This is a genomic window from Desulfosarcina sp. (assembly GCF_055467485.1).
Window position 1 is genome coordinate 1 of the sequence record NZ_JBUOIV010000044.1, and the last position, 26,366, is coordinate 26,366.

The 26,366-nt window shown below is 56.5% G+C and carries 26 protein-coding genes; 9 read left to right on the top strand and 17 right to left on the bottom strand.

Features of this window, described 5'->3' with window-relative positions; all coding sequences use genetic code 11:
* The 3 genes from ACZCED_RS17895 to ACZCED_RS17905 form a co-directional block, all read left to right on the top strand.
* On the top strand, positions 1-965 hold a 965-nt coding region (locus ACZCED_RS17895; RefSeq protein WP_464861345.1), incomplete at its 5' end, for a proton/sodium-translocating pyrophosphatase.
* Between the two features lie 267 nt (positions 966-1,232).
* Positions 1,233-1,778: a CarD family transcriptional regulator gene (locus ACZCED_RS17900; RefSeq protein WP_462970142.1), complete on the top strand. Its 546-nt coding sequence runs from the start codon at positions 1,233-1,235 to the stop codon at positions 1,776-1,778.
* Positions 1,779-1,789: 11 nt separating this feature from the next.
* A complete protein-coding gene (locus ACZCED_RS17905; RefSeq protein WP_464861346.1) occupies positions 1,790-2,764 on the top strand; it encodes an RluA family pseudouridine synthase in 975 nt (324 codons plus the stop codon).
* Between the two features lie 176 nt (positions 2,765-2,940).
* Here the strand turns inward: ACZCED_RS17905 and ACZCED_RS17910 are convergent, their stop codons facing one another.
* The 3 genes from ACZCED_RS17910 to ACZCED_RS17920 all read right to left on the bottom strand — a co-directional run bounded on the left by ACZCED_RS17910 (position 2,941) and on the right by ACZCED_RS17920 (position 4,485).
* Positions 2,941-3,345, bottom strand: a complete 405-nt coding sequence (locus tag ACZCED_RS17910; protein WP_462970140.1) for an Hsp20/alpha crystallin family protein — start codon at positions 3,343-3,345, stop codon at positions 2,941-2,943.
* Between the two features lie 29 nt (positions 3,346-3,374).
* Positions 3,375-3,836, bottom strand: a complete 462-nt coding sequence (locus ACZCED_RS17915; RefSeq protein WP_462970139.1) for an Hsp20/alpha crystallin family protein — start codon at positions 3,834-3,836, stop codon at positions 3,375-3,377.
* A gap of 82 nt (positions 3,837-3,918) precedes the next feature.
* Positions 3,919-4,485, bottom strand: coding sequence for an Hsp20/alpha crystallin family protein (locus ACZCED_RS17920; RefSeq protein WP_464861347.1), 567 nt, complete (start codon positions 4,483-4,485; stop codon positions 3,919-3,921).
* Positions 4,486-4,844: 359 nt separating this feature from the next.
* Here ACZCED_RS17920 and ACZCED_RS17925 point away from each other — a divergent pair, with 359 nt between their 5' ends.
* Together ACZCED_RS17925 and ACZCED_RS17930 are read left to right on the top strand one after the other, a co-directional pair.
* Entirely contained in the window at positions 4,845-5,474 is a 630-nt protein-coding gene (locus ACZCED_RS17925; RefSeq protein ID WP_462970137.1) for a hypothetical protein, read from the top strand.
* Between the two features lie 503 nt (positions 5,475-5,977).
* On the top strand, positions 5,978-6,301 hold the full coding sequence (locus ACZCED_RS17930; protein WP_462970136.1) for a hypothetical protein: 324 nt from the start codon (positions 5,978-5,980) through the stop codon (positions 6,299-6,301).
* 360 nt (positions 6,302-6,661) lie between these two features.
* Here the strand turns inward: ACZCED_RS17930 and ACZCED_RS17935 are convergent, their stop codons facing one another.
* The 14 genes from ACZCED_RS17935 to ACZCED_RS18000 form a co-directional block, all read right to left on the bottom strand.
* Entirely contained in the window at positions 6,662-8,755 is a 2,094-nt protein-coding gene (locus tag ACZCED_RS17935; protein WP_462970135.1) for an FAD-dependent oxidoreductase, read from the bottom strand.
* A 212-nt stretch (positions 8,756-8,967) separates the two neighbouring features.
* The gene (locus tag ACZCED_RS17940; RefSeq protein WP_462970134.1) at positions 8,968-9,540 is read right to left on the bottom strand and encodes an electron transport complex protein RnfA; all 573 of its coding nucleotides are present in this window, start codon (positions 9,538-9,540) and stop codon (positions 8,968-8,970) included.
* Positions 9,541-9,559: 19 nt separating this feature from the next.
* Complete coding sequence (gene rsxE, locus ACZCED_RS17945; protein WP_462970133.1) at positions 9,560-10,183, bottom strand: electron transport complex subunit RsxE; 624 nt, start codon at positions 10,181-10,183, stop codon at positions 9,560-9,562.
* A 13-nt stretch (positions 10,184-10,196) separates the two neighbouring features.
* Entirely contained in the window at positions 10,197-10,790 is a 594-nt protein-coding gene (rnfG, locus tag ACZCED_RS17950; RefSeq protein WP_462970132.1) for an RnfABCDGE type electron transport complex subunit G, read from the bottom strand.
* 1 nt (position 10,791) lies between these two features.
* On the bottom strand, positions 10,792-11,754 hold the full coding sequence (locus tag ACZCED_RS17955) for an RnfABCDGE type electron transport complex subunit D (protein ID WP_462970131.1): 963 nt from the start codon (positions 11,752-11,754) through the stop codon (positions 10,792-10,794).
* Positions 11,744-13,027 (bottom strand): 4Fe-4S dicluster domain-containing protein, encoded by a 1,284-nt coding sequence (locus tag ACZCED_RS17960; protein ID WP_462970130.1) that lies wholly within the window; start codon positions 13,025-13,027, stop codon positions 11,744-11,746. The genes ACZCED_RS17955 and ACZCED_RS17960 overlap by 11 nt, the downstream gene beginning before the upstream one ends.
* A 73-nt stretch (positions 13,028-13,100) precedes the next feature.
* Positions 13,101-13,547, bottom strand: a complete 447-nt coding sequence (locus ACZCED_RS17965; RefSeq protein WP_462970129.1) for a cytochrome c3 family protein — start codon at positions 13,545-13,547, stop codon at positions 13,101-13,103.
* 358 nt (positions 13,548-13,905) lie between these two features.
* Entirely contained in the window at positions 13,906-15,465 is a 1,560-nt protein-coding gene (locus ACZCED_RS17970) for an ASKHA domain-containing protein (RefSeq protein WP_462970128.1), read from the bottom strand.
* Between the two features lie 40 nt (positions 15,466-15,505).
* Entirely contained in the window at positions 15,506-16,282 is a 777-nt protein-coding gene (locus ACZCED_RS17975) for an SIR2 family NAD-dependent protein deacylase (protein WP_462970127.1), read from the bottom strand.
* An 18-nt stretch (positions 16,283-16,300) separates the two neighbouring features.
* The gene (locus tag ACZCED_RS17980; protein ID WP_462970126.1) at positions 16,301-17,140 is read right to left on the bottom strand and encodes an MBL fold metallo-hydrolase; all 840 of its coding nucleotides are present in this window, start codon (positions 17,138-17,140) and stop codon (positions 16,301-16,303) included.
* A 23-nt stretch (positions 17,141-17,163) separates the two neighbouring features.
* Entirely contained in the window at positions 17,164-17,997 is an 834-nt protein-coding gene (locus tag ACZCED_RS17985) for a 50S ribosomal protein L11 methyltransferase (RefSeq protein WP_464861348.1), read from the bottom strand.
* 13 nt (positions 17,998-18,010) lie between these two features.
* Positions 18,011-18,688, bottom strand: coding sequence for a CBS domain-containing protein (locus tag ACZCED_RS17990; protein WP_462970124.1), 678 nt, complete (start codon positions 18,686-18,688; stop codon positions 18,011-18,013).
* Positions 18,689-18,776: 88 nt separating this feature from the next.
* The gene (locus tag ACZCED_RS17995) at positions 18,777-19,727 is read right to left on the bottom strand and encodes a histone deacetylase family protein (RefSeq protein ID WP_462970123.1); all 951 of its coding nucleotides are present in this window, start codon (positions 19,725-19,727) and stop codon (positions 18,777-18,779) included.
* A gap of 245 nt (positions 19,728-19,972) precedes the next feature.
* Complete coding sequence (locus ACZCED_RS18000; RefSeq protein ID WP_464861349.1) at positions 19,973-20,722, bottom strand: ATP-binding protein; 750 nt, start codon at positions 20,720-20,722, stop codon at positions 19,973-19,975.
* Between the two features lie 406 nt (positions 20,723-21,128).
* On the opposite strand from ACZCED_RS18000, the gene ACZCED_RS18005 reads away from it, so the two are divergent.
* The 4 genes from ACZCED_RS18005 to ACZCED_RS18020 all read left to right on the top strand — a co-directional run bounded on the left by ACZCED_RS18005 (position 21,129) and on the right by ACZCED_RS18020 (position 26,316).
* Positions 21,129-21,446 (top strand): phasin family protein, encoded by a 318-nt coding sequence (locus ACZCED_RS18005; RefSeq protein WP_464861350.1) that lies wholly within the window; start codon positions 21,129-21,131, stop codon positions 21,444-21,446.
* Between the two features lie 10 nt (positions 21,447-21,456).
* Positions 21,457-23,154, top strand: coding sequence for an ABC1 kinase family protein (locus tag ACZCED_RS18010; RefSeq protein WP_464861351.1), 1,698 nt, complete (start codon positions 21,457-21,459; stop codon positions 23,152-23,154).
* 339 nt (positions 23,155-23,493) lie between these two features.
* Complete coding sequence (locus ACZCED_RS18015; protein WP_464861352.1) at positions 23,494-24,159, top strand: hypothetical protein; 666 nt, start codon at positions 23,494-23,496, stop codon at positions 24,157-24,159.
* Positions 24,160-24,648: 489 nt separating this feature from the next.
* Positions 24,649-26,316, top strand: coding sequence for a wax ester/triacylglycerol synthase family O-acyltransferase (locus ACZCED_RS18020; RefSeq protein WP_464861353.1), 1,668 nt, complete (start codon positions 24,649-24,651; stop codon positions 26,314-26,316).
* The last annotated feature ends 50 nt before the right edge of the window (positions 26,317-26,366 follow it).

Consider the following 26,366-nt stretch of genomic DNA (forward strand, 5'->3'; position numbering starts at 1 on the left):
TCGCCGAAGCCTCCACCACCGGCCACGGCACCAACATCATCTCCGGCCTGGCCGTCTCCATGCAGGCGACTGCCGCACCGGTGCTGACCATCTGCCTGGCCATCTTCCTGGCCAGCAAATTCGGTGGTCTCTACGGCATCGCCATGGCGGCCATGTCCATGCTTTCCATGACCGGTATGGTCATTGCCATCGATGCCTACGGCCCCATTACCGACAACGCCGGCGGTATCGCTGAAATGGCCGGCATGGACGAGAGCGTCCGTGCCGTCACCGATCCGCTGGATGCCGTCGGCAACACCACCAAGGCCGTTACCAAAGGTTACGCCATCGGTTCCGCCGGTCTGGCCGCTCTGGTGCTGTTTGCCGCCTACGTCATGGAGTTCTCGATCCAGGGTGCTGAAAAAGCAATTAAATTTGATCTTTCCGACGTGAACGTAATCATCGGTCTGTTCATCGGCGGTCTGCTGCCCTACCTGTTCGCCTCCATCGCCATGAAGGCCGTCGGTAATGCCGGCGGGGCTGTGGTCGAGGAAGTTCGCCGCCAGTTCCGCGAAATTCCGGGCATCATGGAAGGTACCGCCAAGCCGGATTACGGCGCTTGCGTGGACATCGTCACCAAGTTCGCCCTTAAAGAAATGCTGGTTCCCGCACTGCTGCCCGTGGTTGCTCCCCTGCTGGTGGGCTTCCTGCTGGGCAAAGTCGCCCTCGGCGGCCTGCTCATCGGTTCCATCGTTACGGGTGTCTTCGTGGCCCTGTCCATGACCACCGGTGGCGCTGCCTGGGACAATGCCAAAAAATATATCGAAGATGGCCACCTGGGCGGCAAGGGCTCCGATGCCCATAAAGCTGCCGTTACCGGCGACACCGTCGGCGATCCCTACAAGGATACCGCCGGCCCGGCCGTCAACCCGATGATTAAGATTCTCAACGTGGTGGCCCTGCTGATGGTTCCGTTCCTGATGTAGCCACCATAGCGGGTTTATCCCGCAACTGTTCTTGGTTTTAAAAGGATTGGCGCCAGCCGGCGCCAATCCTTTTTTTATTGATTATTGACCGGTGCAGTGGTATATTCTGCTATTCCATATGGTTATTATTTGTCCCCCCCCAGCATGCAGTGGAGGGCCTCTCCTTACGGAATTCATTGTTAAACTGATCGCCTGGAACACCCGGTTTTCGCCCCGGGAGAGCAGCCCCGCTCAAGGTGGTTATAACCCCTGATCACTGGTACCCACATGGCAGATAAATCGGTCAAGGACAGCCCAAAAAGCTCGGCAACCCATAAACGTTTCAAGGTTGGTGATCTTGCCGTATACCCGGCTCACGGCGTCGGTCGCATCGAATCCATCGAAACCAAGGTCGTGAACGGTGAAGAGCACGACTTTTACATCATGAAAGTCATCGAAAACTCCATGGTGATCATGATTCCCACCTGGAACGTGGACTCGGTCGGCTTGCGGGACGTGATCCAGAAAAAAGAGATCCCTAAGATTTTCGATGTGATGCGTTCCCGGCAGGAACAACCCATGGACAACCAGACCTGGAATCGGCGCTACCGGGAGTATATGGAAAAGATCAAAACCGGTTCACTGTTTGAAGTCGCTGAGGTCTACAGGGACCTGTCCCTGTTGAAGTTGACCAAAGACCTCTCTTTTGGAGAGCGCAAACTTTACGACACCGCCCAGAATCTGCTCGTCAAAGAGTTGTCTACAGCCAAGAATAAAAAGGAAAAGGCAATTATCGACGAGATTGAAGCGCTGTTCAAATCCGATGAGGCCTGATTGTTTCGCCCATGTCCAACCCACCATCGTCCTTCACCTTCCGCGTTGATCATGCGCAGGCGGGGGGGCGTCTGGACGCTCTGGTCGCCTCCGAAGTCGATTACTGTTCACGCTCATTTGCCGCCACGCTGATCCGGCAGGGGTGCATTTCAGTTGACGGGGTGTCCAGAAAACCCGGCTATGCGGTAAAGGCCGGAGAGGTCGTTTGCGGAACGATCGCTCCAGCGGAAACGACATCCTTCCTTCCGGAGAATATCCGCCTTCACATCCTTTATGAGGACCCTGACCTGATAGTGGTGAACAAGGCACCGGGGATGGTTGTTCACCCGGCACCGGGGCACCGCTCGGGGACCCTGGTGAATGCCTTGATGCACCATTGCCCGGACCTGGCGGGCATTTCCGGAAGCCTTCGGCCGGGAATTGTCCACCGCCTGGACAAAGACACCTCCGGTGCGCTGGTTGTGGCCAAAAACAGCCGCGCCATGCATCATCTGGCAGCCCAGTTCAAATCAAGGGCGGTACGCAAACAATACCTGGCGCTGGTTTACGGCATTCCAGGCAATCACACGGGCAGCATAGACGAACCCATCGGCCGTCATCCGGTCGATCGGAAAAAGATGTCGGTTACCACCCACACCCCCCGTTCGGCGCTGACCTTCTGGCGGGTGATCGAGACGTTTACAAAGGCCTGTTTGTTGGAACTCGACATCCGCACAGGACGGACCCATCAGATACGGGTGCATTGTAAAACCATGGGTCACCCGGTAATCGGGGACCCGGTGTACGGCAACCGAGGCGATAAAAAAAGACTGGCCTCGATTTTGCCCGAGCTGGATCAGGCTGCCGGGGTGCCGGATCGACAGATGCTGCACGCCTGGCGGCTTTCATTCAGCCATCCAGTGACCGACGAACGGATGACGATGGAAGCGCCGCTACCTTCTGATATGCGTGTGTTGGTCGACCAGTTCAGGCAAGCGTCTTCGTAATTTGGGGGTAAAGGTTACGTTCAGCTTATGATTCCTTGAGAACCCAAGCCGGGTCGACCTAAACTTGCTCTACCGTTGCTGGCCATCGATATTCTAACCGGCAGCCTTTCACGATAGTGAGAATAACCAGGTGGAGACCCGGTTTCAGCTAATCCGGGTCTCCCGGTTGCAAGACATTATCCGGCGGTTACTGCAATCTGGCGGGGAATCGCCTTTTCTGCCTTTGGCAGGATCAGGCGCAGTACTCCATCTTCGAGCTTGGCTTCGATCTTGCTTTGATCGACCAGTTCGGAGAGGGTGAACTGTCGGTAATAGCGGCCGATTTCAAACTCGATGAGCACATCCGATTCATTTTTGCCCTCGAACGGCTTGACCCCACCGGAAATGCTCAATACGCTGTCATTCAAATCGATGCTGACATCATCAGGAGCCACACCAGGCATATCCGCCAGCAGGGTAATCTGCCTTTCATTTTCAAAGATATCCACGTCCGGTGTGAAGACGACGCCGGGCCTGGTTTGTTCGGCAGGACTGGCCACCTCCTGCTTTTCCTTTACTTGAAGCGATTTTGATTCAGTCATTTTATATCCCTCCTTTGCACTAACGGTTCTCAATGGACGGTTATCTGTTTCGGTTTGGCGGCTTCTGATTTACCTATAGTCACCGTCAGGACCCCATTGACCATCTTGGCATCCACGTTGTCCGCATCGATGTCACCGGGCAGCCCGATCACCCGAGAAAATTTACCGGCTTCACGCTCTTTTCGATGGTAACGGATGTTGTCACCTTCGGACGAGATCGTGCGCTCGCCGGATATCGTCAGGTTTCTACCATTCACCTGGATGTTCAGCGCACTGGCCTTGATACCGGGAAGCTCCGCGCGGACATAGTACTTGTCCTTGTCTTCGGTGAGATTGACCGCCGGAAAAACCCTGGCGGACAGCCAGTGCAACCCCGGTCTACCGAGTACGGCCTGGGTCAACCGGTTCATCTGGCGGGACATATGCTCCATATCGGCAAACGGATGTTGCCAACCCACTGATGGAAAATCGAAAAGTCTTCTCGCGACCATGGCTCATTCCTCCTTTATTTGGTGTTGGAAATCGTTTGTTGACGGGAGATCTTTCCCCTTTTAGCGAACTTGACCATAATTGTTAGGCGCTTTTTACTTCGATCCGCTTCACGTTTGCAGGCTGCGCTGCAGTCCTGGGCAAGGTGATCGTCAATACGCCGTTTTTAAAGGTTGCCGCCACACCTTCCTGGTCGGCATCGTCGGGTAGCGACAGCACCCGCTGGAAAGCCCCGAAGCTCCGTTCCATGCGATAGTAATTTTTGCCGCTCTCTTCCTTTTCATGTTTTTTCTCGCCGCTGATGGTCAGGGTGTCGTTGGCGATCTCGACTTTGACATCGTTTTCATCAACACCGGGCACCTCAACCGCAATGGTATAGGCTTTCTCGGTGGCACTCAGATCCAACGTCGGTTTAATTATTTGATCGTTCATGTGCGGCAGCAAAGGTCTGTTGAACCCGAAAGGTGCACGTTCGAAACCACGAAAGGCCTGGTCGAAAAGGCGGTCGATGTCCTGGTGGAACCGGGATAGTGACCCGCTGAGGTCTTGGCTCCGAGCCTGTGCCTGCGACCGTCGCACGGGCACTGCCTTGCCGGCGTCCTCTTCTTCCTTGTTGAACCAATTCCATGGAATCCATTTCTTCATGTTCATGCTATACCTCCATTGGCGAAAAATTACTCAAATAAATTTGGGTAAAAAGTAATGTAAAAAATGTACCTGTCAAGGGGGTCAGTATTTTTCTCTGAAAAATTTCAACCATATGATAATATAGATATAAAATTGACTTAGAATTGGTGGTACAGGAAGATTAAAAACCCTATAAGCTGGATAAATTTGATGCAACATGCAACGTCATCAGATGTAAAAGATCATCTTTATGTTGGATAATCAGGTAAATATGACCTGCCAAGATCATCCGTCCAAGCTTGCAAAGGTGAAAAAATAATATTATTTATTAAATTACTAATACACAGAAAAGTCATACGATAATGTTTCAGGAGGTGAATCTGATGAACCAAGCAAAATCTGAAGACGGCAATCCAGCGACATACTCGTTGAACCGTTTTGCGGACCTGCTGGGAAAAAAGTCGGTGAAAGCCACCTTCAGGTTGAGACCGGAAGTGATTTCGGTCCTCAGCATCCTGTCCAATCATCTAGGTATCAAGCAAAAGTCGTTGTTCGACCATCTGATGGAAGATGCGGATGCGCTGCATGCGATTGCCGGAACGTCCGTACCCGGAACTTTCGACAAGGATAGACGCATTCGCAAAACCCTGGTCCTGAGCCAAAAATCCCTGTCTGCGCTGAAGGCAGCGGCTGAACGGTATTCTGCCTCGCAGGACGACATTGTTGAATGGTTGATTCAGCGACTGCTGCCTGTTTTCGAAAAAGAGCGCCGGCGACAAGGCAAGCGTGAGAACGCATTGATCAAAATCAGGGAACATTTCAGCCAGGCAAAACCACTCATGCATGAAATCAGGCGGCTGGTGGGAGAGGATGATTCGCTTTATCAGTCGATTCAAGCGGTGATGCGATCATACGAAAAAGCCTTCGCGGATATTGAAACACTTGTCGGCAATGGCAAACGGATATCCGAATTCCCGATCGAATCCTTGATGCGGAGTGAATCGGGACGATAGACCCAAGACCAATATCCGGGGGGGAATGACCTGCACGATTTCAACAAGGGGACACCCTTCATGGCAGCAGGTCGAATCGCGATGACAAGCAGATTTTTAACTCGATGGGTGATGCGGAATCAACATCCTATGTGCAACCTTGCACCGATTCGGTCATGGGTTATATTTTCGGTGGAATTCTTCTCCTGACCAGTAAGGAAGGACGATCATCGGGTGCGCTTGTGTGAATATTCGACGGATTTGAAGCCTTTACAAGAGCTTTTTCAGCCACCTTGGCCAAGGAAAGTCGGGCAGGAGAGATCAGGGTGGATTACACCACCGGCAGGCGATATGAGAGCCAGGAATTATGGCATTTCAAGATGGCTTAGAGGCAGATCGAAATGTATCGTGATCGGATGATCGAACTGGGAAGGCATTGCTGCCGGACAAACATCGAAGGAGGCTAAAGCAGACATCACCAATAGATATGTTGACATAATGTTGATTCCGGACATTTGTGTAAAATGGAACGAGATACACTGGGATTGGCTGATGACAGCCTGGTTATTGAAAAGATAAAGCGCCATTGCATGGCGGCCATCGCCGACCTGCTGATCCTATCGCACGTTTTTTGTGCAAAAAAGGCATGTAAAATAGACTCGATCGGATACCAAGCCGCCAATCTGTTGCTTGAGCAGGGTGCCGGTGCGATCGCAATCGCCGCTACCCTTGAAAGCCTGCCCACTCCTTTTGTCCCCCCACAGAGTACTTCCATCTGGATGACAAGCAATCTCCTCTGCTGGCCGGTGTTCGACGGCTGCTGGACGGCAACAGTCCTTGGAGTATAGCGCGCTCTGCGGTGTCGGTGAACACTTTCCGTATGACCCGCCGACTGACAGGTGGCGTTCGGCAAGGCCTGATACATGAGTAGGGGGCATTCGCTTGAGGCGCAATCGTTCACCGTGTGTTTCAGGCCGCTTTGATGGTCATCTCAATTCCGCCCCAAGATGACGCCTGCAATCAGGGATAATGTCCATTCAGGCAGAACATTCTTCTCGGATGCCGCACGCAGGGCCCAATCGGCCTCCTTTTTAGTGTTGTCTCCGCACACCTCGGCCGCATGCGCAAACACCGGCAGCGGGCAGCGCTCAATAAAAAACGGTGCAACCCGGTTGGCGCACCGTTTAATGTTCTCACTCAGCAGAATGTCAGGCGGCGTTCTGGCCCTTTTGGTCAATAACGTCAGGGTCGTAACAAATCCGGCAGCAATTGAGGCAGCGGCTGGATTCGTGCCTGGCGTCGGCCTCTGAGATCACCTGGTCCACCTCGATCATGGAGTCGATGCGTTCGGCCACCGGCAATTCGGGCATGGGCGTCCGGGGCGACTTGACCACGCCGGGAACCGTCTCGAACAGGGATTCGGGGATATGCCGCTTGCGCAGGGAGCGTGGGGACCCCTTGATCTCCTCACCGGTGATGTACTGATGGATCGAGCGGGCCGCCCGGCGCCCGCCGCCGATGGCGTCCACCACCAAAGACGGGCCGGTGGCCACGTCGCCGCCGGTAAACAGGTAGGGTACGCTGCACTGCAGAGTTTCCGGATCGTTGTCAAAGGTGTTCCAGCGGGTGATGGCGATGTTTTCCTTGTCCGTTTCCTTTTCCATGAAACTGATATCCGGCTGCTGGCTGATGGCGGATATAACCATATCCACGTCGAGAATCGTTTCCGACCCTTCGATGGGCACCGGCCGACGCCGGCCGCTGGCATCGGGCTCACCCAGTTTCATCTGCAGGTATTCCAACCCCTTGACATTGCCGTTGCCGTCGTCGATCACCCGTGTGGGAGCGGCCAGGAACTGGAATTTGATGCCTTCGTGTTCGGCGGCCACGATTTCCACTTCGTTGGCGGGCATCTCTTTGCGTGTCCGCCGATAGACGATATAGACCTCTTCGCAACCCAGGCGAAGGAGTGTACGCACGCAGTCGATGGCCGAGTTGCCGCCGCCGACCACCGCCGCCCTTCTGCCGATGGGAACCTTTTTGTCCGGTGAATTGGCCACTGCGGAGAGGAAGTTGATGCCCTGCGAGACCCCCTTTAGATCTTCACCCTTGATGCCGAGGGTATAGTCCTTCCAGGCACCGATGCCCATGAAGATGGCCTCGTAACCGTCGTCACGCAGACTCTGGATGGTAAAATCCTTGCCGAGAATGGTGTTGTAGTGCACGTCGATACCCAGGTTCAGGATGCCTTCGATCTCCCAATCCAGCACCTCGTCGGGCAACCGATATTCGGGAATGCCGTAACGAGTGATGCCGCCCAGCTTGGACATGGCCTCGTAGATCGTGGGATGGTGGCCCAAGCGCCTTAAAAAGTAGGCGCAGCTGACGCCGGCCGGTCCGCCGCCGATGATGGCCACCCGCTTGCCGGTATCCGGTGCGCAGGGGATGGGGTATCGCCGGCCGCTGTTCATTTCGTAGTCGGCCACGAAGCGTTTGAGCTGGTTGATGGAGACCGCCTCATCCTCGATTTCGCGGCGGCAGTAATTCTCGCAGGGATGGGGGCACACCCGGCCGCACGACAGCAGCAGGGGGTTGCGTTCACGGATGGTGTTGACGGCGCCCTGGTAGTCGCCTTCCTTGATCAGGCGAATGTATTTGGGGATGTCGATCTCGGCCGGGCAGGTCTGCTGGCAGGGGGCCAGGGCATGGTCCTCCTGGTTGAAGACCAGCAGGCGCTGGGACATGGTTTTGACTGAAATCAGCCCCTTGGGGCAGGCCGTTTGACAGGCGCCGCAGCCCACACATTTGAATTCGTCGATCACCGGAAACCCCTTCGGGCCCATGTGGATGGCATCGAATTGACAGGATTGGACGCAATCCCCCATGCCCATGCAGCCGATGGAGCAGACCCGTTTGCCCCCGTAAAGGGCGGTCATGGCTGCGCAAGTCATGGCGCCGTTGTAGATGAACTTGTCATCGGCGCGGTTGCCGCCGGAACATGAATTGAGGGATTTCAACGGCTCGGCCGTACCCGGATCCACGCCCATGACAGCGGCGATATTGATGGCTGCTTCCGAGTCGGCAACCACGCAGACGCCGGGGCCGGCCTTGCCTTCGACGACGCCAACGGCAGCCGCGCTGCATCCGGCAAAGCCGCAGCCGCCGCAGTTGGCGCCTGCCATGAAATACTCCACTTCGGCGATGCGCGGATCTTCATAGACGTAAAAGACTTTGGAGGCGACACTGAGGATAATGCCGCAGGTTGCGCCAATGCCCAGCATGACGAGGATAGCGATGGTCACGAAAACCTCCTTGATTCGAGATCGATGATTCGCTTTGAAGCGGGGGTCAATCCATTCAACTTTGCTGAATGATTCGGCAATGGTTGTTGTGCTGCATCTTTATTGCCGTGGGTCAAACCGCTATAAAAAAACCGTTTGGAAATCGGGCGCTCCAAACGGTTTTCGTAGGTCAGCCTTTTGTGTTGCTCCCGTCAAGCACCCGATACAAGCACTTACACCATACCGCGAAAAGCATAGAAGCTCAGCGAAATAACGCCGGCGGTGATCAGCGCGATGGAGGTGTCCTGTAAGGGTTTGGGTACACGGGCCAGCAGGATTCGTTCGCGCAATCCGGCGAAAATGATCAGGGCCAGGCCGAAACCGGCTGCATATCCAAAGGAGGTGACCAATGCCGGTAAAAACCCAAGCTCCTTGTCAATGTTGAGTACGCACACACCGAACACGGCGCAGTTGGTCGTGATCAACGGCAGAAAAATACCTAACCCGGCATAAAGGGCGGGTATGCTTTTTTTCAGGAACATTTCGACAAACTGCACCAGGGACGCGATTACCAGAATAAATGCAATGGTTCGCAGGAACACCAGTTTGTTGGGCACCAGCAGGTAATTGAAGATCAGCCAGGTCATCACACCGGCCATAACCAACACGAAGATCACGGCCATGGCCATGCCCATGGCGGTTTCCATCTTCTTGGAGGTTCCCAAAAACGGGCAGTTGCCCAGAAACTGCGCCAGCAGAATGTTGTTGACGAAAATGGTGGCGATGATGATTTCAATATATTCCATGGTAGCTTAATTCCTCCCGCTATTTGCTGGGGATCAGGTTCATCGCGCAGAGCAATAATCCCAGGATCACAAATGCCCCCGGGGCCTGGACGGCAAAACCGAACGGTTCGAATGAGGCCCCGAAGATATTGGCGACATCCCAATGAATCAGTCCGAAAACGTCCCCCTTCAAGGAACCGGTTCCGATCAGTTCACGTACAGTACCCAACAACCCCAACGCCCAAGTGAATCCCAGCCCGATTCCCAATCCGTCGGCAGTCGACTTGAGGACGCCGTTTTTCGAGGCAAACGCCTCGGCGCGGCCCAGGACGATACAGTTGACCACGATCAGAGGGATAAACACGCCCAGGTCTTGGAAAAGGGTGTAGGCAAAGGCCTGCATCATCTGCTCGACCACGATGACGAAAGTGGCGATGATGATGATGAAGCAAGCGATGCGCACCTTGGCGGGGATGACCTTCCTCAGCAGGCTGACCAGGATGTTTGAACAGAGCAGGACGAAGGTGGTTGCCAGTCCCATGCCGATTCCGTTTTTCAAGGAAGTGGTCACTCCCAATACCGGACAGAGACCGAGAACCAAACGGAAGGGCGGGACCTCTTTCCATAGGCCCTTGGTAAATTCAGAAGCGAACGATTTGGCCATTGAGTAAACTCCTTTACTTGCCCATGCCTTTGATTTGTTCTTCCAGCTTCGGTTTCAGCCTAGTGTAAGTCTCGATGGCATTGTTGACCCCGGTGCACACGGCCCGTGAAGTGATTGTGGCCCCGCTCAGGGCGCTGATCTGGCCGCCGTCGGTGGTGACGCCGAAGGGGCTGCTGATGGATTTGCCAGCGAATTGGGCGGCAAAGCTGGGATCGTCTTTGGCCCTGGCACCCAGGCCGGGGGTCTCTTTATGGGTGGTTACGGCCATGCCGCGCAGGGTGTCCTCCGCCATGTTGATGGCAACCACCATACCGACCTGGTCCCCATACCCGCTGGCGCTGGCTTCGACCACGACGGTATCGGCTGCACCGCCGAATACACCCACGAAGATGTTGCGTTCCGTATCACCGTCAGCGATCTTGAATCGGTCTGCAACGGGGTCGTTTTCGGCTGCTTTCAGCATCTGCCGGATGGCGGGTCCTTTGACCAGGTTCATCACATTGTTCTCAATCTTGGGTTTGGCCCATTCCTCCAGCCCTTTCAGGCCGCCGCCTGAAATGACACTGAGAATGGTCAACACCACAACCATTTTGATCATTTCACCCATGTCACGCCACCTTTCCAATTGCCTTGGGTCTGATCTTGTCGACCAGCGGATTTATCAGGTTGATCAGGAGAATCGCGAAGATTACGCCATCCACATAGGCACCGATGTTGCGGATCAGGACCGTCATCACACCGCCAATAGCGCCGTAGACAAGCATGGGAATGAAGTTGACCGGTGAGGATGAGGATTCGGTGGCCAGGAAAAAGGCTCCGATCAGGGTGTATCCGGTAAGCAGGTGAAACGCCGGCGGGGCGTAGCGGACCGGATCGGACATATTGAACAGCATGGCGCTGATGAAGACGCCGACGATAAAAGCGATGCTGATTTCCCAGCGGATGATTCCCCGAAGGATGAGGTAGATACCGCCGATGGCGATGGCCAAACCGCAGGAACTGCCCAGCCCGCCCACCTGCCGTCCCATGAACAGGTCAATGGGGTTGAGGTTTTCAACGGCCGCCGGGCCGAAGGCTTTCAGGGCGGCCAGCGGGTCGGTCGTGGAAGGGAAGTCGAGTGAGAAGTTGACCAGTGCGGCGTCGAAATCGAGATGGTTTTTGTAGGACACCATTAAAATAGCGATTGCCAGGGCCACCGGATTGAACGGGTTGGCACCGATACCGCCGAATATCTGCATGCCGATGACGATGGCCAAAAAGGTACCGATGAGGACGAGCCACCAGGGGGCCGATGCGGGAAGCACCATGGCGATCAGCAATCCGATCAGGGCGGCATTGCCGTTACCTACGGTAACCGGCCGTTTGCTGGCGTAGTTGAGCAGCAGTTCCCAGAGGATCGCCGAGGCAATGGCCAGGCTGATGACGCCCAGCGCCGGGGCGCCATAGTAGGCGATTCCCACGCAAGCGGCGGGGAGGGCGGCGATCATGGTGTGGTAGCTTCGCTCGGGAATCCCGCTGCCGTCATGCCAGAACGGTGCGTGGGATACGATTAGCGTTTTCTTACTGTTCATTCATCTCCTCCGCAGATGTGATCCGGCCGATTTCGTATTTTGCCAGTTTGATATACTGATAGATGGGAATGCGCGACACGCAGACGTAGCTGCACAGGCCGCACTCGATGCACGAGTAGAGGTCGTACAGGTCGGCGCCTTCATTATACTGTCCGGCCTCCAGGAAGCGGACGAGCAGGTTTACCGGCACGTTGGCCGGACAGATGCGCACGCAATCACCGCAGTTGATGCACGGATAGTCGCTGTAAAGGGGGATGACGCTTTTGTCCTGCACCAGGATGGCGTCCGTATCCGCTCCTATGGGCAGGTCTTCGCTGTAGATGGCGTTGCCGGTCATGGGACCGCCGAAGATAATTTTGTCTTTGTCGTTGACCTGAACGTCGAAGGTCTTGAGCAGCACTCCCACTGGTGTTCCCACCCGCGCCCGGGCCAGGTGTTTGGTTCCGCGTTTGTCGATCACCGCAACCGTCTTCTCAACGGGCAGGTGGCCCGAAGAAAAGGCCTGGCCGATAGCGGCAACGGCTTCGGCGCGGATGAAGTGAACGCCCATGGATGCCATGCCCTTTTCGTCGGGCAGTCTCCCGGTCAGGTGGTACAGGACCATGAGCGGCTGTGCAAAGGGATATTGTGAGGGCACCGCCTGGATCCGGGCGTCAAGGTGGCCCGAGTAGTTCTGTACACTCTCTTCCGGAATGACGATGACGATGTCTTCGATGCCCGTGGCTTTCCTCAGGATTTCGATGCCCGCATTGACCGCTTCAGCATTCTTTTTGAACACGAACAGGCTGGTGTCGATTAGCAGATCGGCATTGCCGCCGTAGATGACGATGGTGTGCACAGGGTTGCGTTCGTCCATCAGCGGGCTGATGTCCGGTTCTCCGGGGCAGGTGGCCAGATAGCGGTTGAGGGTCTCCAAGGATGGCTCTTGGCTGGCGTCGGCAAACTCGGTATCAGGGGTGTCGCTTCCTTCGGCCTTGATGGTGACGGCGGTCCAGGCCCGTCCGTAGTCGGCCAGGAAAGGGGCGATGGCGCAGACGGTGCCGGTAACCGACGAGATGGCGCAGATGTCATCGCCTTCATTGAGCACCAGCCGCTGGCCGGTTTTTACCGGTGTGCCCACTTTGAGGCTGCTGCCGGTCCGCTTCAGTTCCTGCTTGATGTAAAGGGTGACCGTTTCCGGTGTCGGGATGGCCACCGGATCGGCGACGGCGCCGGTGGCCAGTTCGTAGTGGAAGGTAGGTTTGGACAGACCGAAGAATGATCGTTTTCGCATAGCTCAACCTTTTGTTAGGGCCGCGGTGATAAATGATATCGTAGAAACAGATCCATGAACGCTACCCGCTCGTTTACAGGACGTGACATTGTGAGCAGTTTTCAGAGCCGGACTGCGGTCCTTTTTCAAACTGTTCGTGGCATTCGATGCACTGCATGTGGAACGAGTCCGCACGTGACACCATTTCCGTATCTTCAATGTCGCTTTCATCGTGGCAGTCCAGGCATCGTTCCGGCTTGGACCCGTCTTCTGCCGGCGCCTGATGGCACTCCCCACAGGCGATCAGGGCGCTGTCGTCATCGCTGGGATGATGGTGGCAGTCAAAGCAGGATGCCCCGTAACCGGAAGCTGCGGTGTGCGTCTGGTGGTCAAAAAGGACTTTTCCGGCATTGGTCTGGTACATGATCCGAATGGGTTCATCGGGCGCTTTGGCCGGGAAGGCGGCATAACAGATAATACCGACAAGCAACAGGTGGATTGCCAGACCGTAAGCAAACAGCAACTGTTTCTTCGACGTCATGTGGTCTCGATCCTCTTTGGAGTTGGGTTGTAATGCACGCGTGGGTAGAAAAAATCAAACCATCGACTATCATAATGCACAAAACCTTTCAAGGCTTTATTTGGTAGGAACCAACCTGCTGAAAAGAATACGGAATGGGTCGTTTCAGGCGGTGAGAAATTGGCCGGTTTGGGCCGTCCACCGCCGGGTCTTCCCGCCTCGCGGCGAAGCCGGTCAACGGGCGAGATTGGCCGGAAGATCGATGGGGTTCGTCATCTCGGCAGGTGCTCCAGCCGGAGACTCTGGGGAGCGTAAAGGATACTGCCGGTTGTCGGTGAAACGGGTCTTCCCGCCGTTGCGGTAATGGTTCGACCGGCGGTTAACGGGTGGTGGGCGATTGGACCGAAGGGAACCGTGAGGTGTCCGTGTGGGGCAGGAACCTGGCGGCAGAGAAGCGGTTCATAAAGTCCTGATTGACGTTCAACTCCATGTAGGTGATGACGTCGCGGATTTGATTGACACGGTCGAAGCACGCGGGATTTTCCAGCACCCGCGTGGCGCCGCCCAGCGAGCTGTTGCCCAGGCTTTGGTAACGGGCCAGGGGCAGGTCAGGGATCATACCGATGGTGATGGCGGACGCGGGATCGATATAGGCGCCAAAGGTGCCGGCCACATAAAAGGTTTCCAGATCCCTCTGCTGTATGCCCACGCTTGCGGTGATGGTTTCCAGGATGGTGTACATGGCGGCCTTGGAGCGGACCAGGCTGTCCAGGTCCGCCTGGGTGACGCCAAGATCGTGGCCTGTGGCCGACTGGCCGGCAGGAACGATCGTCAAATACCCCAGCCCATCTTTCAGTGTAAAACGGTTCCCACAGCGTTCGGGTAACAGTTTTCCCCGGATATCGATCATTCCCGACCGGAACAGGGCGGCGGCCAGGTCGATGACCCCGGAACCACAGATTCCCCGGGGCGGCTGGTCGTCGATGGTGTGGATATTGAAAGCCATTGAATCCGGATCGATGGCGATGCGGTCGATGACGCCCGGGCCGGCCGTGGTTCCCATGCGCGTAACCCCACCCTCCAGGGCAGGGCCGGCCGCTCCGGCGCAGGCCATCATCCAGTTGCGGTTGCCCAGGACCACTTCCGCATTGGTGCCCACATCCACGAGGATGGCCGTATCTTCCCGCAGGTCCAGGTCACAGTAAAGGATGCCCGCAATCAGGTCGCCGCCGAAGTAGCTGCCCACATTGGGAAAAACCAGCGCCCTTGCGGTGGGGTGAACGTCAAGGCCCATCTCCACCGCCGCGATTACGCCGGGCCGGTTGACCACCGGGATATACGGTTCCCGGATCATCCAGCGGGGGTTGAGACCGATCAGCAAATGGGTCATGGCCGTGTTGCCGGCAATTGATATCAGGTGGATGTTTACGCGGGAGATGCCGCATCGGTCGCAAAGAACCCGCAACGCATCGTTGATGCCGTCGACGATGAGGCGGTTGAGCTGTTTCAGGCCGTCGGTTTTTTCCACGTGGTGGATGCGGGCCAGCACATCGGGACCGATGGCGATCTGGGGGTTGTCGAACACCGATTCTCCCAGGTGTGCGCCTGTGGAAAGATCGATGATGCGTAGCACCACGCGGGTGGTGCCCAGATCAACAGCCAGGCCGCACAGGGGAGCAGTGCTGTCCGGTGCGGTCAGGTGGACCAGGATACCGTTGCCCCCGCCATCTTTGAAAAGCACGGCGGTGGCTCGGAAATTCCATTCCCGCAGCCTGTCGGGCAACTGTCTCAAAAGGTCCAGATCCATGCGGAGGATCCGGGTCCCCAGCGACTTTTTCAATGCCTCCGCCAACCGGTCGGTGTCGGCGATGTTGTCCCCTAGCGAAGGAGGGGACAGGGTGACCGCTTTCACCCAGCGGTTGTCATGCGTCTGCGTCATGGAATCGTTCACCGGTTCGGGTTTTGAAGGTTCAGGGTTGTCAGGTGGATGGCAATCGCCGCCGGATGGCCTTCAGCAGGCGAGGCATGATGCTGCCGGCACCGCCCAGCAGGGGCAGGTCGCTGACGCGCGAGGTGAACGGCGTGGGTTCGGGATTGATCTCGATAATGAAGGCGCCGCTGTCCTTGGCAATGAACGGCATGGTGGCCGCCGGCTGTACCGTGGCCGAGGTGCCGATCACCAGCATGACGTCGCAGGCTGCCGACACCTGCTGGGATCGGACCAACGCGTCGCGGGGGATCATCTCCCCGAAAAAAATACAGTCGGGTCGGAGGATTCCGCCGCAGCTGCATCGCGGTGGAATCTGCGCCAGATCCACCTGTGAGGTCTCGATGCTCCGGTTGCAGTCCAGGCAGGATTGCCAGGCAAAACTGCCGTGGAATTCAATGACGTCGCTGCTGCCCGCCATCTGGTGCAGGCCGTCCACATTCTGGGTAATGACGGTCTTCAGGATGCCGAGCCGCTCCAGATCGACCAGCCCGGCATGTCCGGGGTTGGGCCGGGCCGTGTCCAACACGGTCTTCATGTCTTTGATCAGCACGTTCCACACGGTTGCGGGATCGTCCAGAAAGGCATCGATATGGGCGACTTTCATGGGGTCGATCTTTTCCCACAGGCCGCCTTTGCCTCGAAATGGTGGAATACCGCTTTCCACGGAGATTCCGGCACCGGTGAGTGCCACTGCGGACTTGGCTTTGGATAGAATGTCTGCGGCGTGTTCGATCGGTTCGATCATGGTGGTATGATTCAGTGCCAATCTTCAAGACTTAACACCTTACAAGGTAAAGGTCATGTCCGTACCGACGGCGAAGCATTCCAGCGTCTGGCCCTTGGCGGTGATGATCTGCCGGCAGTGTTTCACGATCGCATCCATCTGGGCGTCGGTGCGCTCCTGGTTCAGGTGAAACAGGCCGAGGCGCTTGACCCCTGCGGCAAATGCCAGCCGCAGGGTGTCGGTGTAGGAGGAATGCCCCCATTCGATGAGTTTGCGATACTCGGCCTCGGTATACTCTCCGTCGTGAATAAGCAGATCCGCTCCGGAACAAAATTCCACATATTTCTGAAACGGCAACCCGCCTGGATGAACGAATCCCAATTCGTTGTCCGTAAGGAATACGAAGGTCTTCCCGTTTTCGATGAACTTATAGCCCTTGCCGGTATTGGGATGGCTGATGGGAATGGGCACCACGGTTGCCGACCCGATCTGAAACTCCGCCGGATGACCTTCCTCCCAGACAATCTTCGCCTTGAGGTCTGAATATCGGACCGGAAAATTGGGTGGCGCCATCACCTTGGAAAACATGCTCTCCATGAACTTCTTGTGGAACGGCGCGCGGTGCATGTGAATCTCGGTCCGGCTGAGAAACAGAGGTTTGAAGAACGGGAACCCCATGAGGTGATCCCAGTGGCCGTGGGTGAGCAAAAAATTGTAGCGGTAACGGTCCTGATCGATGAGATGGTTTCCCAGGCGCCGGATGCCGGTTCCTGCATCCACGATGATGATGTCGTCGCTGTCCGTGTGGATGTCTATGCAGGTGGTATCACCGCCGTACTTGATATACTCTTTTCCGGAGACGGGTATTGACCCTCTGGAGCCCCAGCACGTGATGACCATGGTCAGTCCTTTTTATCTCCGCGTCAAAACGATGCACCGTAGAAGGTGTGCCAGATGCCGTCTTGATCCCACCGGCGAATAATTTCGACAGGAAGATCGGCCAGCGTCGATTCGATATGGGCGGCTTCGCTGCGCATCAGCCCGGACAGAATGAAGCGCTTTTTCTTCAGAAAACCCGAAGTGCCAATCAGGTTTTTCATGACGTCGTAATGTATGTTGGTTACCACAAGATCGCTCGTAAAGTCCATAAATTTCTCGGCATCCCCTTGTGCCACGAGTATCCGCTGCGACAGGCCGTTGAGCGTCACGTTTTTTTGCGCCGTGCGCGCGGCCAGCAGGGTCAGGTCGGCGGCCAGGACTTTAGGGCAGCCCATCCGGGCCGCCGCCAGGGCCAACAGGCCGGTGCCCGTACCCAGGTCCAGGGTGCTACGAATGGCGGTGTCTTCGAAAGCCAGTTGGAGCGCCTCCAGGCAGTCCCGGGTGGTGGGGTGGGTGCCGGTGCCGAAAACGACTCCCGGGTCGAGGATGATCGTCGTTTCGTCGTTTTTCCTGTCTGCCTCGAACCACGGGGGGATGATGTCAAATCGGCCGATGCGGCATGGCACGATGTCGTCGCCCTGCCACTGCTCGTAGGTCATGTGGTAGTGGTCCAGCAGTTCAATGTCCGCCAGACGGTTGACGGCTGCCTCCACCAGGTCCAAGTTGGGTCGAGTGAAAAAGAGAAATGAGAATTCTCCCTCTTCCCAACAGCCAATGTAATGTTCCGGACAGAAGGGCCTGTCCGGACGGAACCGCCCGGACAGGTAGTAGATGTAAAGGTTCCGATAAGGGTTGGACGCAACGGGTGCGGGCACCATTTTCGCTGACCGCCTATGGCTTTTTCGGCAGCTTGTCCAGGTACCAATCCATGGGATTGATCAGTTTGAAGCCCAGCGCAGTCATTTTTTTCTTGACCTTTGACACGTTGTTGGTGAGCAGGTAGGGAAATACCGCCCGTTTGCCCTCATCCCAGGTCCGCGCCACCAGAATGCTGCCGAATGAGATGTTCTCTTCGGTGATGGCATCCACGATCTTTTTCATCTGACCGATTTTTTCTTCCACTTCGATGCCCACCAGCGTGCCGGGCTGGCCGATGCCCAGGACATTGATGAACGCCCGCAGCAGGTCCCTCACGGACAAGATCCCCTGGAGTTTGCCCTCGTCGTCCACCACCGGAAAGGCGCCCACTTTTTCCTTTTGGATCATCAGCAAGGCGTCCTGGATGGTGTACATGGGCGGGATGGTCTTGGGATTGCGGGTCATGATGTCTTCCACCTTCAGGTGGGCCAGTTTTTCCCGCTCCTGAGCGATGCCTTTTTCCTTGATCATCCTGTAGGGCATGACACTGCGGATATCCCGGTCTGTGACGATGCCGATCAATCGGTTGTCGGCGTCCACGATGGGCAGGTGGCGAATGCCGTTGGCCGCCATTTTTTCCTGCGCTTCAAAAACGGATGCATCCTTATCGATAGTGATGACCTGTGAAACCATGGATCGGCTGACAAACATGTTGTAATCCTCCAAACAATCAGTGGTGAGTGTCCTTTTTTAGATGAACATCCGAAAAGGCAACCATAATAGAATCTGCCAACCGTGTTCAACCATTGAGAAGAATCCTGACGTGGTTGGCGGCCAGTTCCCCCAACCGATCCAGACAGTAGCCTCCTTCCAGTACCGACATCACCCGACCGGCGGCATACTGGTTGCCCAATTTCATGATGGTTTCCATGATCCAGGAATACCCTTCGGTGGACAGGTTGATGTCAGACATGTCGTCGTCACGGTGACCGTCGAAGCCGGTGGAGACGATGATCACTTCCGGCTTGAACCGTTCAAAAGCCGGCACCAGATCGTTCAGGATCAACTGTTCGTAGATGTCGTCCCCCTGGCCGGGCAATACCAATGAATTTTTCGTAAACCCCTGACCGTCTCCAGTGCCTTCCTCGAATTCGCGGCCGGTTCCCGGAAAGGCGAAGGAGGGGTGCTGGTGAATGGAGTAGTAGAATACCGTGGGGTCCTGTTCGAAAATGTGCTGGGTGCCGTTGCCGTGGTGAACGTCGGAGTCGATGATGCCCACCCGCTTGATGCCGTGCTCCATCTGCAGGTAGCGGGCGGCAATGGCCACATTGTTGAAATAGCAGAATCCCATGGCCTGGTCCCGCTCGGCATGGTGGCCGGGAGGGCGGACGGCACAGAAAGCGTTGTCGAGCTCTCCCTCCATGATCCGCCGGGCGGTGTCCAGGATGCCCCCCACGGCCAGGTAAGCGGTTTCGTAGGTGTCCACACACATCTGGTTGTCGGGATAGTCGAAGGTCCGGTTGCCGGACAGGCAGACTTCTTCGAAGCGACGGATGTAGTTGGGGTCGTGGACGGTTTCAACCCAATTGCGGTCGGCACGAACCGCCGGAATGAGGGTCAGCTGGTCAAGCAGCCCGGCTTCCTTGATGCCGTTGTAAACCGCGATGAGCCGGTCGGCCATCTCCGGGTGATAGGGTCCCGTGTCGTGAAGCAGATACCTGTTGTCATGCAAATAGCCGGTTCTCTTCATAGGCTTCCTTTTCCGGTGGGTCCGGGGTCCACAAGATGTTGAAGAATCGGTTCGCCTGGCCGTTCGGTGTCAGCATACGACTCAACATGCGCATCGATTGCCGATGACCGGCATGTTTCCTGCGAATGCTGTCTTGTCCGGCCTGCGCTGACGATGTTTTTCATACACCCTGTATGGGTTTGCAAGCGGTTTCAACTGCCGGTACGGTTCAATACGGGCGTAAGGGGGCACGCGATCGCTCCAGATCAGGGCACGATTTTGTCGAAGATGGCGTAGGCCGCATTCAGGGCCGGATTGCCCTCTTCGAGGTCGATGGTGGGACGGCCGTCCTTATCGAATTCATAAACCTGCTCGTCATCCGGGATGACGCCGGCCAGTTCCAGGCCGTCGCCCGCGATCATTTCCTTGACCACGTCGGCCGGATCGCTCTTGGCCTGGTTGATGATGATGTAGCTTTTATCCACACCGATGTTCAGGTCTTTGGCCAGCTTGTGGATGCGCAGCCCCGCCTGCAGACCGCGGCGGGATGTGTCGGTGACGATCAGAAGGACATCCACGTTCTTGGTGGTCAGCCGGCTCAAGTGCTCCATGCCGGCCTCGTTGTCCATGACCACGTAGGGGTAATTGCCGGACAGCCGCTCCAGGAAACCGGTCAACAGGGTGTTGGCGGCGCAGTAGCAACCGGCTCCTTCGGGCTGGCCCATGACCACCAGGTCGAAGCCCTGCTGTTCCATGACGGCCTGTTCGAGCCGCATGGACATGAATACATCCTTGGTCATGCCGCTGGGCACGATGCCCTTTTTCATCTCCTCGCGGGCATTGCCCAGGGTGTCGGTTACTTCCAGACCCAGGATTTCGTTCAGGTTGGCATTGGCATCGGCATCGACGGCCAGCACGGGGGTTTTGCCCCGGCTGACCAGATATTTGATCAACATGCCGGAGACGGTGGTTTTCCCGGTTCCCCCTTTTCCGGCCATGGCGATGGATACAGGCATGATTGTGCACTCCTTTGTTCGGTTGGTATTTGTGTCCGGGCGGCCAATCAGCGCCGGACGACCCACAAATCATTAAGCCAGTTGGGGAAAACAGTCAAGGAGATTGTCCCGTGCGCTTTTTCACGCCCATCGGTCACTTCGGGCGTCAAAATGCCGCTCTTACCCGCAGCGATCGAACGGGCCACTCTGATGGCGGATCGCCGGAATCTGGTGTAAAGCAAACACCTTGCTAAGACAGGGGCCTTGTGCTAAATTCCCGTCATCGTTCCCCGATCAGATGACGGGTCAGCCGGATCGGCCTGCCGATCAGCCCTTTCCCGTCACGATATAAGACTCAGCACTCAGCAGCCTGCGCGCGCGTTGCCCCCGGTTGCGATTATCCTAATTATCAATGAAGGAGACACCGATGTTTGATTTGGTCAGAAAGAGCATGCTTGCCGGCGTCGGCCTCGCCCTCAAGGCCTGGGATGAAGTTGAGGATCTGGCCAAGGAAGTGGCCGAGCAGAGCAAGATGACGGAAAAGGAAGGCCGTAAGTTCATTGACGAACTGCAGGACCGCTACGATGACGCCCAGAAGAAACTGGAAGAGCGGGTGGAAAAGAGCGTCAAGGAGCTGCTCAAGAAGGCCGACGTGGTAACCCAGGACGAACTCAAGGGGTTGAAAAAAGAGATCCGCGACCTGAAGAAGCTGGTCAGCAGCCGGGCCGAAGAAGAAACGTCCTGATGCGGCCCGCATGATCAGCATACGCAAAATCGGTGTGATCGGTCGCACCTACCGAAACCTGAACCGCTACCGGCAGATCCTGGCGGTGTTATTCAAATACGGTTTCGATGATATCGTGGAACTTCTGAAGATCGATCAGTACATCGAGATCGGTCTTCAAGTGATCTCCCGTAAACGCGGCGAGCGGGTTGAACGCCTCTCCCGCGCGGTGCGGGTGAGGCTGGCCATTGAAGAATTGGGCCCCACCTACATCAAGATGGGCCAGATTCTTTCCACCCGTCCGGACCTGGTGCCTGTGGATTTCGTCCGCGAACTGGCCAAGTTGCAGGACAAGGTTCCCGCCTTCCCCTTTTCCGATGTCACCCGCATTATCCACGAGGAGACCGGCCGGCCGGCCGATGCATTCTTCGACCGGTTGGATCCCGAGCCACTGGCATCGGCATCCATCGGACAGGTTCACCGGGCCTGCCTCAAAGACGGCGAAAACGTCGCCGTCAAAGTCCAGCGACCGGGGATCCGCAAGCTGGTTGAGGTGGACCTGGAGATCATGCTCCACTTGGCCACCCTTGCCGAACGGCACATCGAAGAGTTGGCCCACCATCGTCCGGTGAAGATCGTCGAGGAGTTCGCCCGCTCCATCGAAAAAGAGATGGACTACACACTGGAAGCCACCAGCATGGAACGCGTCTCCAGAGTGTTTCTTCACGACGAGTCCGTTTATATTCCGAAGGTCTACCGGGAAGCTACCACCGAACGAGTATTGACCACCGAATTCGTGGACGGCATCAAGGTCTCCCTGCTGAATCGTCTGGACGAGAATGGCTACGATCGCCAACTGATCACCCGTCGCGGCGCCGACATCCTGCTGACCCAGATTTTCGAACACGGTTTTTTTCACGCCGATCCCCACCCCGGTAATCTCTTCGTCCTTCCCAACAACGTCATCTGTCTGCTGGATTTCGGCATGATGGGCACTGTGGACCGCAACACCCGTGAGGCTTTCGTGGAACTGGTGGATGCCGTGGTTCGCCGCGACGAACCGCGCACCACCCAGGTGATGCTCAAGCTGACCCTCTGGGAGGAAGAACCCGACCTGCGCCTGCTTGGCAAGGATGTGGCCGACTTCATGGGGGAGCACCTTTACAAACCGCTCAAGGACATCCAGATCGGCAAGCTGCTCCACCACCTGCTCGAACTAGCCGCCCAACACCGGTTGCGCATTCCGCCGGAGATTTTTTTGATGATGAAGGCGCTCAGCACGGTCGAAGGGGTGGGCCTGATGCTGGATCCCGATTTCGACATGATCGCCCACGCCGAGCCTTTTATCCGGCAGGTCAAGCTCTCGCGTTTTTCCGCTGAGCGCCTGGGCAGCGATGCCGTGAGTATCTTCGCCCAGTACATGGATTTCATCCAGGAGTTCCCCAAGGACCTGCTGGAGATCACCCGCACCATCCGCCAGAAGAAGTTCACCTTCATGCTGGATCTGAAAAGCATGGAGAGTATGCTCTCCACCCACGATCAGATCAGCAACCGCATCTCCTTTTCGATCATCATCGCTGCACTGATTATCGGCTCCGCCCTCATTGTCATTTCCAAGACCCCGCCGTTGTTCTACGGCATTTCACTCATCGGCATCATCGGTTTTCTGGCCGCCGCCGTCATGGGGATCTGGCTGCTGGTGGCGATTGTCAAGAAGGGCCGTCTCTGATCAACAGCAAGCGACCGGCTGCTTGGCTCCGGTCTGGTTTGCCCCGCCGTCTGCAAACGCTCCAACGGCGACCACCCTCACCCTTCCATATCGGGGGGGCGCTTCACCAACCGACACGCTAAGTAGCGCGCTGCCCTGGGTTGCAATGCCTTAGGGAAACGTTGGTCGATGTCCTACCAGGATTTGGTCCTGTGAAAACAAAATATTTGCTTGACAATCATAACGCACTGCATCATATTGGCGGGTATAACGCAATGCGTTATCACGGGCAGCGGTCCAGCGGGCTGCAAGCAACAGGCAGCCCACCACCAAATGGATAGAAAAACAAGGAGATTGACCATGGCACAGGTAAAGACCAAAAAAGGCAGCAAGAAAAAGAGCACGGCCAAGCCCCGCTTTTACGTGGTCGACACGGCGGTGAAAGCCCGCCGCCGGGTGAGCGACAAGCTGGAAGATTACAGTGAGGCCTATATTTACCGTCCGATCAAAAGCGGCAGGGCGTGGGTGGCGGATTTGAAGAAGGCGCCGCGCCGGACGCTCGAAGGGTTGCTGGAAGACGGCAAGGCGATGATCACGGACCTGAACGAAGAGACCCGTTCGACGGTGGGCGGTATGATCAAGGATGGCAAGGCGTTTTTGACCAAAGCCGGCCAGGCCCCCCGTCAGACCCTCGGTGGCGTCTTGGACGACGGCCGGTCGCTGATCGACGACCTGCGCGACGACGCCCGCAGCCGCATGGCGGATTTGAAGGCGGATGCCCGTTCCCTGATCGAGGGGGTCGGCAAGGATGCGCGCCTGGCCGTGGATGAGGTGGTTGCCGGCGGCCGGCAGGCGCTGGACAAGGTGCCGGGCAAGCGGAAGATGGAGAAAGAGGTGAGGATGCGGATCCGTAAGCTTCCGGCCCGGCTCAACCTGCCCAGCAAGAAGGATATCGATGGACTGTCGCGTCGGGTCGGCGCCCTCAACAAAAAGGTCGACGCGCTCCAGCGCGCGGTCGCCGCCTGAAATCGTACATAGCCTGCGGGCCGACCCTAGCTGCGGTCTGCCGGCTTGATGGAATCCAGCCGGCGGATACCCCACGCCGGGTCAAACCGGCCCGGCGTGGTCGTCGTTACCGGCAGTCTCGTTCACTTTCCGCCGATCTTGCCGGAATCATCCACTGAGACCTCGAATCGTGGAAACAACTCTGCCTGCGATGAGCCAACAGAGGACGCGGAAATGGACTGCGTCCCTGCGGCGACGGCATTTTGCGATTCACCCCGGTAAGACGTCAGCCAATTGGGGTTGCATATTTTCGAACATCATATATTCTGAACCATGAGGTTTTTCGTTGTATGTTCCTGAACCGCCCCGGCGGGCGTCTTTCCCCCCGCTTTCGGCGTGGAAAATCTTCACTCTGCTTATGGCGACTGCCACCCGATCCGAATGCACCACGATTAGCAGGAAACAGAGCCTGGCAAAGGCATTTCGTCTGAATCAACGAGGAGAAACGCAATGGCTGAACGCATGTCCAATGCCGACAATTTTTGGCTCAGCATGGATGAACCCACCAACCTGATGGTGATCACCGGCTTCATGGAGTTCAACAAACCACTCGACTTTAATCGACTTTACGCCACCATCGACAGCCGCTTGGCATCGTTTCCACGGTTTCAAAGAAGAATCGTTCAGCCAAAATCAGGTATCGGGGTTCCTAGTTGGGAGGCGGATAAACATTTTGACCTTAGATCCCATCTGCAGCGAATCGCCCTTCCGGCGCCGGGCGATAAAGCCGAACTGCAGGCGATGATTGCCAATTTGGCGGTGGCCCCCCTGGATCCTCACAAGCCGCTGTGGCAGGTTCATTTAATAGAAAATTATGCCGACGGCTGCGTCCTTTTTTTCAGGATTCACCATTGCATCACCGACGGCATTGCCGGAATATACCTGTTGCTCTCGATGGCCGACCAAGACCCCGATGCGCCCTGGCCGAAAAGCCGACCAGAGAAAAAACCGAAACACTTTTCTCTGGCCGCGCTGCTCCCCATTGAATCGATGATCAACACGGCCACGAAGTCCTTCAGTAGTGCCGAGAAATTCGGCCGGAAGGCGATCAACGAGCTGGAAAAAGTGTTTTCCGACCCCGCGCATATAAAGCAACTGGGCAAGCAATACGGTTGTATACCCACAGATTTCGCCTCGGTACTTTCCAAATACATGATCATGAGTACCGATCCCAATAGCGCTTTCAAAGGCAAGCTGGGTGTGCGCAAGCGCGTGGCATGGACGGAGCCCATGTCCTTGGATAAAATCAAAACGGTGGGACGCGCGATCAGCACGGCCACGCTCAATGATGTCCTCATTGCCACGGTAACCGGCGCCATGCGTCGCTACTTGAAAAGCCGCAACACCCGGGTCAACGAGCTCGATCTGAGGGTCACCGTACCCGTCAACATCCGCAAGCCGGGCACCGAGTTCGAGCTGGGAAACAAGTTCAGCCTCGTTTTTCTACCCCTGCCGGTGCATCTGAAAGATCCGATCCTGCGCCTCAAAGAGGTCAAAAGACGCATGGATCAACTCAAAAGCTCACCGGATCCCATGATCAATTTTGCACTTCTCAGCGCCATGGGCTATCTGCCGCCGGCACTGGCCAAAAGAGCGTCGGCATTTTTTGGAAATAAGGCCTCGGGCGTATTGACCAACGTTCCGGGCCCACGCCAGCCGCTCTACCTTGCCGGTCAGAAGATCGAAAATTTCATGTTCTGGGTGCCCCGTTCGGGAAAGATCGGACTCGGGATCAGCATATTCAGCTATGATGGAAAAGTGACCGTCGGGGTGGCGTCGGACGAGGGCCTGATGCCCGATCCGGAGATTCTGCTGGAAGGGTTTGAGGATGAGTTCAACAGCCTGCTGGCGCTGGTCCAGTCAGGAAAGGTCTACGATGAACCATTAGTGCTGCATGACCGCTACCAGGAGGCCCGTTCCGCTGTCGAGACGGAAACAATGGCAGAAAGCGGAGCACCCAAGACGCTGCCTTCATGTAAAGGCCTCACCAAAAACGGCCGGCCGTGTAAAAACCGGGCGCTCTCCGATTCGGATTACTGCGGCATCCACCGCCAACAGGGGGCGGAAGAGACCCAGATCCATGATGTGGCCCGGATCATGCGGGAGTTAACGCGTTAACCCTTGTCGGCGGTCTTGTGACCGAATTCGGCAGCCGTTGGCAGGAAAGG